The sequence below is a fragment of the Thioalkalivibrio sp. ALE17 genome, assembly GCF_000425605.1.
In the GTDB taxonomy this organism is placed as follows: domain Bacteria; phylum Pseudomonadota; class Gammaproteobacteria; order Ectothiorhodospirales; family Ectothiorhodospiraceae; genus Thioalkalivibrio.
Map to the genome: position 1 here is coordinate 317,800 of NZ_AUDT01000002.1, position 8,003 is coordinate 325,802.

General features: G+C 65.3%; 9 protein-coding genes. 2 read left to right on the forward strand and 7 right to left on the reverse strand.

What is annotated here, in order from left to right:
• Positions 1–85 precede the first annotated feature (85 nt).
• The 7 genes from H609_RS0103125 to H609_RS0103155 form a co-directional block, all read right to left on the reverse strand.
• Positions 86–1,159 carry an aspartate carbamoyltransferase gene (locus tag H609_RS0103125; protein WP_028484299.1) on the reverse strand — a complete coding sequence of 358 codons (1,074 nt, stop codon included), beginning with the start codon at positions 1,157–1,159 and terminating at the stop codon, positions 86–88.
• Complete coding sequence (locus H609_RS14320; protein WP_018867660.1) at positions 1,156–1,278, reverse strand: hypothetical protein; 123 nt, start codon at positions 1,276–1,278, stop codon at positions 1,156–1,158. The genes H609_RS0103125 and H609_RS14320 overlap by 4 nt, the downstream gene beginning before the upstream one ends.
• A complete protein-coding gene (locus tag H609_RS0103135) occupies positions 1,275–2,732 on the reverse strand; it encodes a sodium:solute symporter family protein (RefSeq protein ID WP_028484300.1) in 1,458 nt (485 codons plus the stop codon). Before H609_RS0103135 ends, H609_RS14320 begins: the two co-directional genes overlap by 4 nt.
• Positions 2,729–3,472 carry a cysteine hydrolase family protein gene (locus H609_RS0103140; protein WP_018867658.1) on the reverse strand — a complete coding sequence of 248 codons (744 nt, stop codon included), beginning with the start codon at positions 3,470–3,472 and terminating at the stop codon, positions 2,729–2,731. Before H609_RS0103140 ends, H609_RS0103135 begins: the two co-directional genes overlap by 4 nt.
• Before the next feature lie 25 nt (positions 3,473–3,497).
• A complete protein-coding gene (locus H609_RS0103145; RefSeq protein WP_018867657.1) occupies positions 3,498–4,739 on the reverse strand; it encodes a Zn-dependent hydrolase in 1,242 nt (413 codons plus the stop codon).
• 78 nt (positions 4,740–4,817) lie between these two features.
• A complete protein-coding gene (locus H609_RS0103150; protein WP_018876762.1) occupies positions 4,818–5,219 on the reverse strand; it encodes a hypothetical protein in 402 nt (133 codons plus the stop codon).
• Positions 5,220–5,243: 24 nt separating this feature from the next.
• Positions 5,244–5,780 (reverse strand): MarR family winged helix-turn-helix transcriptional regulator, encoded by a 537-nt coding sequence (locus H609_RS0103155; protein ID WP_028484301.1) that lies wholly within the window; start codon positions 5,778–5,780, stop codon positions 5,244–5,246.
• Positions 5,781–6,150: 370 nt separating this feature from the next.
• Here H609_RS0103155 and H609_RS0103160 point away from each other — a divergent pair, with 370 nt between their 5' ends.
• Both H609_RS0103160 and H609_RS0103165 read left to right on the forward strand, forming a co-directional pair.
• Positions 6,151–7,206: a porin gene (locus H609_RS0103160; RefSeq protein ID WP_038036026.1), complete on the forward strand. Its 1,056-nt coding sequence runs from the start codon at positions 6,151–6,153 to the stop codon at positions 7,204–7,206.
• Positions 7,207–7,581: 375 nt separating this feature from the next.
• On the forward strand, positions 7,582–8,003 hold a 422-nt coding region (locus H609_RS0103165), incomplete at its 3' end, for a BCCT family transporter (protein WP_028484303.1).

Here is an 8,003-nt window from a genome sequence, read left to right on the forward strand (position 1 = left end):
CTTGGTTATCCGTTCGGTGCGAGCGGGGCGCGGCCCGGTCCGTTCCGGCGCGCCACGCCACTCGCGGTTCAGTTCACTACGAGGTTCAGTCTTCCGGGGTGTCCATGACCGCGCTGATACGGCGGACCACGCTGGTCAGCAGCGCCATGCGCACGAACACCGCCCCGCGCGCCTGGGCGAAGTACCAGTTGTGCGGGGTGTCATCGAGGTCCGTCGACAGCTCCGCACCGCGCGCCAGCGGGTGCATGATGATCGCGCCCTTCTTCAGCGGCGAGTTGCGGTCCAGCTTCAGGCCCTCGCCCATGGACTCGAAGGTATCGCCCACCCAGGCGATGGCGTTGATGTACACCACGTCCAGGTCGGGCAGCATCGGGTCCAGCTCGTGCACCACGCGCAGGTTCAGGCCGGCCTCCGCCAGTTCCTCGCGCTGGCCGGGATCGAAGTTCTCGTCCTCGCGCGAGATGATCACGACCTCTTCGATCGCCTCGGGGAACAGGCTCAGCAGGCGCAGCAGCGAACGTACCGTACGCATGCGCGAGGGCACCCCGATGATGCCGACCTTGATGCGGTCCTCCGGGACAACCGGGCCGGTGAACAGCTCCGGGCGCCACTTGGCCAGGGTGTAGACGTCCGCGAGCGCCTGGGTCGGGTGCTCGTCGATGCCGTTGCCGGCGTTGACCAGCGGGATGCGCAGGTTCTCCAGCATGTTGTGCGCGGCCTCGCCGTCCGAGGAGCGCAGCACCAGCACGTCGCCGTAGTTGTTGAACATCTCGGCGATGTCCGCCAGCGACTCGCCCTTGGCAATCCCGGTGCTCTTGGGGTCGGTGATCGACATCACCGCCCCGCCCAGGCGGTGCCAGGCGCTCTCGAACGACAACCGCGTGCGCGTGGACGGTTCGTAGAACGCGCTGATCAGGATCTTGCCCGCCAGCGGCAGATGCATGAGGGCGGGCGTGGTCTCGTACTGGGCGGCCAGCCGGAACAGCTGCAGTAGTTCCTCGCGGTTGAACTGCTGGCTGGAGACCACGTGTGCGGCGGCCAGCTTCAGTAGCGGATCCGGGTCTTCCTCCACCGCATCCAGCAACGCCCGCGGCCGGTCGGTACCGGCGGCGCCGTCTTTCGGGTGGAGCACGTGCAGGGGATCTTCGGTGTAGTTCACCAGAGGCGTCCTTTTTTCCAGTCGCGGATAAACAGGGCAATCAGCAGGATCGGGGTCAGGGTCGCCACGCTGGTGGCGATGACCACGATCACGGACAGTGCGGTTGTCGAGATCGTCATGCCGGCACCTCGGCGTCGGAACGGGCCAGCCGGCCCCAGTCGAACGGCCGCGGCATCAGCCAAGTGGTCAGCACCATCACCGCCAGCGAGACGGCGGCCCCGACCAGCGCGGCCACGTAGAACCCGATCAGGAAATAGCTGGCCAGTCCGATACCGGACCCCAGTATCATCGACCAGGCCGCGCCCTGCGGGTTCGCCTGCTTCCAGTACAGGCCGGCGACGATCGGCCAGATCGCGGAGGCCACGAAGGCCCCGGTGAAGTACAGCAGCTCCGCCAGGGAGCCGACGATCGGGATCTCGCCGCGATAGCTGGCCGCCAGCCAGGTCAGCAGACCCAGCAGCACCACGATTACCTTGGTCGCGCGGAACTGGTGCTGCTCGCTGGCTCGCGGACGGATGTGGCCGCGGTAGATGTCGCGGGTCACCAGGTCGGACGTGGCCGCCAGCAGCGAATCGAGGCTGGAGGCCAGCGCGGCGAAGACCACGATGAACACGACGATCGCACCGGTGAGACCCAGCACCTCGGCGGCCACCAGCGGCCCGACCATGTCCGCCGCGGGGACGTTGATCCCCAGCGCCGGCGTGGCCAGCGCGATGAAGCCGGCGACGATCGGGATCGGCAGCCACAGCAGGCCGCCGAACAGGTAGGCGCGAAACCCCACGTTGCGCCCGAAGGCGAAGGCGCGCGACCACCAGACGTTGGAGTGGAAGATCTCGCCCACGCCGAACAGCAGGTTGTTGAACAGGAACATGATCGCGGCCGGGAACAGCAGGCTCAGCAGTTCCGGGCGCTCTTCCATCAGGTTGAAGTGGATCGCCTCGAAGCCGACCTTGTCGATGGTCAGCCAGGCGATGAACGCCGCGCCGGCGATGATGATGACCGTCTGGATGAAGTCGGTCCCGATGACCGCGCGCAGACCGCCCAGCAGGGTGTAGATCACGCAGACGGTCAGGATCACGGTCATGCCCACGCGATAGTCGATCCCGGCCAGGGCATTGATCAGCACCCCGCCGGCCATCGCCATCGAGACCAGCCAGCCAAAGGCGTAGATCAGCGAGACCACCAGGAACACGCGCCAGGTGAAGGTGCCGAAGCGCAGGCGGATAAAGTCCCCGGAGGTGAAGCCGCGCGGCATCAGCTCGCGGATGCGTCGCGCCAGCGGCGCGAACAGGATCAGGCCCAGCGCACCCAGCGAATACCCGAGCATGCCCCAGACACCAAGCTGCAGCGCCAGTTGCGGGGCGGTCATCGTGGTATTGGCGGTGACCCAGGTGGCCATCGCGGTCGCGGTGGCGAGCGCCAGGCCGACATTGCGGCCCGCCAGCATGTGGTCCTCGGCGGTCTTGTTGCGACGACCCAGCCACCAGCCCAGCACCACCCAGAGGACGCTGAACGCCGCCAGCAGCCCCCAGGCAAGGGAGGTGGGCAGGATGGGGGCGTCGAGACCGGTCACGAGGCCTCCTGCACCTTCTTGATCTCGCGGATCGCCTCGTCCGTGGTCATCACCCGGGCGTAGCGGTCCTTGATGGTGGTGATCGTGGCCTTCTGCATCTCCGGCGTCACCGTGGCCGTCGCGTCGTCCATCAGGGTGACATAAAAGCCCAGGTCACAGGCATCCCGCACGGCCGTGGAGACGCACTCGTTGGAGTACACGCCCACGATGAACAAGGCGGAGATGTTCAGGTTGCGCAGGATGTAGTGCAGGTTGGTGGAGTTGAAGACCCCGCTGGCGGTCTTGTCCAGCACGATCTCGTCCCCCACCGGAGCCACCTGCTCGACGAACTCGGCATCCTTGGAGCCGGGAGCCGCGTGCAGGTTCAGGCGCTTGTGGCCCGGGCTGCGGTCGCGGCCGTCGCGGGTCAGCGAGCGGATGCGGGTGTGGATCACCTCCAGCCCCTCCTCGCGGAAGGCGTCCTGCAGGCGGCGCACATTGGGCAGCACGGTCTGCTCGAGGCGGTTGAAGTAGTACTCCTGCGCCTCCAGCGGCACACCGGATTCGGCGGAATCCGCGAACACGCCGTGGCCCCGCGCGGCATCCAGGTACTGGAGGTCGATACACAGCAGCGCGACGTGGTGCTCCCGCAGCTCCTGACGCAGGACCGGCGTGGTGATCAGGCTCTCCTGGTACTGCTCGCGAAGCGGGTCCAGGGAGTCGTAGTCGGTCAGGCGGGAGACGTTGTTGTTGTCGGCCATTCCGGGCGTTTCCTTTCGTCGGGGTTTATTGCCGGGCCGCCAGCGCCAGGGCACTTTGCAGGGCCACGTTGGCGCCGATCTCGATGTCCTCCCAGTTTGTCCATTCCGCGGCGGAATGGCTACGCCCCTGGAGGCTCGGCACGAAGATCATGCCGGTACGGGTGATCCGGCTCATGCTCTGGGTGTCGTGGGCCGCGCCACTGGGCATAGTGATGTACTCCAGACCCATGCGCTCGGCCTGCGCCTCGATGGTCTGCACAATGCCGGGATCGCAGCGCACCGGGTCGATCTCGGAGAGCACGTCGAATTCGAACATCAGATCACGCCGACGGGCCAGGCTCGACAGGGTGCGACGGGCCGCATGCGCCAGCGCGGTCAGCACCTTTTCGTCGGTATCGCGCACCTCGAAGGAGAAGGTCGCCACCCCGGGCACCGTGTTCGGCGCCCCGGGCGAGAGCTCCACGCGCCCGATGGTGGCACGCGAATTCGGGCTGCCGTGCTCCTCCAGCAGGCGATCGATCTCGCCGCCGAACTCGGCCAGGCCCTGGAAGGCATCGATGCGCATGTCCATCGGCGTGGTGCCGGCATGGTTCGGCTGCCCCTTCAGGCGCACCTCCCACTTGAACAACCCGGTAATCGCCTCGACCACGCCCACGCTCAGGCCGCGCCGGTCGAGTACCGGCCCCTGCTCGATATGCGTCTCGATGAAGGCATGCAGGGTGTGCGGGTCGCGCCGTGCGCTCAGGGCGTCGTCGGCATTCAGGCCCCAGTTGGCCATGGCCTCGACCAGGGTCACGCCCTCGAGATCCCGGGCATGGCTGATACTCTCCGGGGTCAGCTTGCCGGCCATCGCCTGGGAGCCGAACATGCCACCGAAACGACCCTCTTCGTCGGTGAAATCGATCACCTCCAGAGGGTACTGCAGATCGACCGCGTTCTCCTTGGCCGTGCGCAGCACCTCCAGCCCGATCAGCACGCCCAGCGCTCCGTCCAGCGGGCCGCCCCCGGGCACCGTGTCCAGGTGCGAGCCCATGGCGACCACCGGGCGCTTGCCGTCATAGTCCAGCCGACCATGCAGGTTGGCGGCACCGTCCTGCCAGACGTCCAGGCCGGCGGCCTCCAGGCGACCGCGAAACCACTCCCGGCCCGCACGGTCGCCCTCGCTGAAGGCGCGGCGATGCAGGCCGCGGTCGGCATCGCGGCCGATCTGGCCCAGGTCGTTGATGTCCTGTTGCAGGCGCTGCATGTTGATCTTGAGATCCGTCATGGAACCCTCCGGAAACGGGTCCGTCCCTGCTACGCGAGGGCGGGGCCTCGAGCGTATCGGCAGGACGGACCGGGTGAATCAGTCGCGCGGACGCCCGCGCAGGATGGCCCCGATCAGGACCAGGAAGACGATCGCGCCCACCGCGAAGAAGCCGAAGGCGCGGGTCAGGCTGTGATGCTCCACCGTGACGGTGGTTTGGTCGGCCCAGTCATCCGCATCCGCGGCGCGCAGGCGGAACCGGTACTCGCCATCGGGCAGTCCGCTGATGACGGTGCTGGTATCACCGCCCTGGTAGATCACGCGGGCATCCGCGTGATCCGGCCCCGAGGCCTGCTCCAGAACCACCGCCGCATCCGCCTCCCAGGCGAGGGTGAACCCGCCATCGGTGGAGCGCTCCGGCGGGGCGTCGAAGGCCGGCTGGGCGCCCACCGCAAGCGGCAGGAAGAGCAGCGCGGGCAGGAGGGGGCGAAGGATGCGCATCGGAGCCTCCGGACGGGCCCGGGCTCAGGCCTTGCCGTCGAACGGTTGCAGCCCGGCCCGAGGCTCGGTGGTGTTCATCGCCTCGACCAGCAGGTCGAGGTTCTGGTCGAGTTCCTCCAGACACCCCTTCGGCAGCGACTGCAGGGCCCGGTTCAGTTCGCCTTGCGGCGCGGCCGGGGCCTGGTCCAGCAGTTCGAGGCCGGCATCGGTGACATAGAGCCGCACGATGCGCTGGTCCTTTTCCGGACGGCGGCGCTCGATCAGCCCGCGGTGCTCCAGCTTGTCCAGCAGGTTGGAGGTCGTGGAGGCATGCACCGAGAGCCGACGCGACAGGTCGCTGACGTTAAGCCCCGGCGTGCGCTGCAGTTCCCACAGGGCCCACAGCTGCGAGGCGCTGATCCCACAGGCCCGCTCGACCGTGCGCGAGTGCCCCTGCAGCGCGCGGATGATCACCCGCAACTGGCGGATCACCGAACGCGCCAGATCCGGCTCGCCACTCGCGCCGACGGCGGCACCGGATTCGTTGTCGTGTGCCTGGGGCACGGCCTGGGTGGATGTCATCGAAACTTCCCGCAATTGAATCACTCGTTTAGTTATTTTTGTACAAAAATAGTTCCATTGCAACTTACGCACCGACTGGGGAAATACCGCCATGGGATCTACACTAGCGCACTGGGTAGCCTGCCCCCGGCCAGAAGCCGTCCCGGTGCACGGGGCGTCGGTCGGCTGAAGGCCCTCGCGCAAGAAAAGGAACACGGGGAAGGTGTCGCGGTTACACCACAGCTTGTCACACAGTCGTGTCCTGTTTACAACGATTTATAAAACGCTTATAAAGTCGACCGTGCTGGATCCGAAGATGCCACGCGCACGCCGTGTCGGCCCCGAGGCCACTGGCGGCAACCGAACCGCTCGACCATAAAGAGGAATCGCAATGAAGAAGACGATGAGCTGGACCCTGGCGCCCCTGTCCGGTGCCGTTGCCCTGGCCCTATTCCTGGGCCCGAATGCCGCCTTTGCACAGCAGGAAGGTGCCGGCGGAGTGGAGTTCGATTTCTACGGCTCTCTGCGCCTTCAGTATGAAGCCGCCGACCCGGAAGGCGTCGACAGCTACGACGGTTTCCGTGACGCCTATTCGCGCATGGGCTTTAACGCCAACTACGAGATCAACTCGGACGTCAACGCCTTCGCACAGCTGGAAGTACCGATCGATCTGGCCAACGGCAAGATCCAGGATCCCTTCAACGGTGAAGACGAAGATATCCGAATCGGCAAGGTCGGGCTCAGTGGAGCCTTCGGTACCGTTGCATACGGCCGCGACTGGCTGCCGTACTACAACGCCATCGCGTTCCCGGTGGACATGTTCTACTCGTACCAGAGTGGCTTCGCGACCTACACCACGTTCCGCGAAAGCAACAGCCTGATGTACTACTCGCCCGACTTTAACGGCTTCTCCTTCGCCGCGTCCTACAGTGCGAACGCGGGATATGCGGACGCATCGGGATCTCAGGATGACCGTTACCAGCTGACCGGCTCCTACAGCTTTGGTGATACCACGCTTTCGATCGGGGTCGACGATGCCAACGGCGAGCAAAACACCCGGATCTGGGGTGTCTCGGCGATGCACAGCATGGGTCCGTGGGCCATGGGCGCGAAGGTGGAGTACATCGATAGTGACCAGGATGCTGGCGCCTTTGGTGACGACGGCGATATCGCCGCCAACATTTACGCGTCGTATACCATGGGTCAGCATGTCGTCCATGGTACCTACGCCAACGTGGACAACTACGGCGAAGACGTCTTCCACCTGGGCTACGCCTTCAACTGGATGGACGGCCTGACCCTGTTCGCCGAGTACTACTACGAAGAGGAATCCACCGGTGCCGTGCCTGCCCTGAAGGCCCGCGATACCGGTAGTGATCCGGCCGGATTTGGGCCCGGTGACGGCAGCAACAATGTCTTCATGGTGGGTATGCACTACAGCTTCTAAGCTGACCTGCCCGAGCTGTAATCGGTGTGTTCCGTGCGATACGGCGCGGAACACACCTACACTGCCTTTAGGGAAACACTGATCAATGTACACACTCGCGTTGGCTCCCCAGGTTCCCCGATCCTGCGTTGCGCCCCGGATCCTTCAGAAACGGGCCGGTAGACCCTCTACCCGCTGCACGGCGCGCCTTGTCTCGGAAAACCTGGGGTGCCAACGCGAGCGTGTACATTCATCAGTGTTTCCCCAGGCAAGCTCGAACAATGACCAAGGGCCATCCGGCCCGCACAAAATCGCGCTCTGTCAGCTACGGCTTTAGAACAACAAAACGCCTGATGCGCCAGCTGGCAAGGTAGCCACAATCCGCAGGAGGAGCCCATGAGCGACAACACAGAAGATACAAAACAGGAGATCGAGGAGCTAGAGGCTCGTTACGAGACCGATCACGAGATCGGCGAACAGAACGTCAACCCGCTGGGGCTGGATCTGCACAACCCCGTGTTTGCCGTTAGCGCCGCGCTGATTATCCTTTTTGTCATCCTTTCCCTCCTGTTCCCCGAACAGGCCAACGAACACCTCGGCGCCACGCGCGAATGGATCGGCGAGACCTTCGACTGGCTGTTCCTGTCGGCCGGCAACATCTTCGTTCTGTTCTGTCTGGCCCTGATCCTGCTGCCGATCGGGCGCATCCGCATTGGCGGCCAGGACGCCAAGCCGGAGTTCTCCGTGATCTCCTGGTTCTCCATGCTGTTTGCCGCCGGCATGGGTATCGGCCTGATGTTCTGGAGCGTGGCCGAACC

Excerpts from the sequence above, each read along its gene's own strand:
- H609_RS0103160 (WP_038036026.1), top strand. The coding sequence starts at position 6,151 with ATGAAGAAGACGATGAGCTGGACCCTGGCGCCCCTGTCCGGTGCCGTT.
- H609_RS0103145 (WP_018867657.1), bottom strand. The coding sequence starts at position 4,739 with ATGACGGATCTCAAGATCAACATGCAGCGCCTGCAACAGGACATCAAC.
- H609_RS0103155 (WP_028484301.1), bottom strand. The coding sequence starts at position 5,780 with ATGACATCCACCCAGGCCGTGCCCCAGGCACACGACAACGAATCCGGT.
- H609_RS0103140 (WP_018867658.1), bottom strand. The coding sequence starts at position 3,472 with ATGGCCGACAACAACAACGTCTCCCGCCTGACCGACTACGACTCCCTG.
- H609_RS0103150 (WP_018876762.1), bottom strand. The coding sequence starts at position 5,219 with ATGCGCATCCTTCGCCCCCTCCTGCCCGCGCTGCTCTTCCTGCCGCTT.
- H609_RS14320 (WP_018867660.1), bottom strand. The coding sequence starts at position 1,278 with ATGACGATCTCGACAACCGCACTGTCCGTGATCGTGGTCATCGCCACC.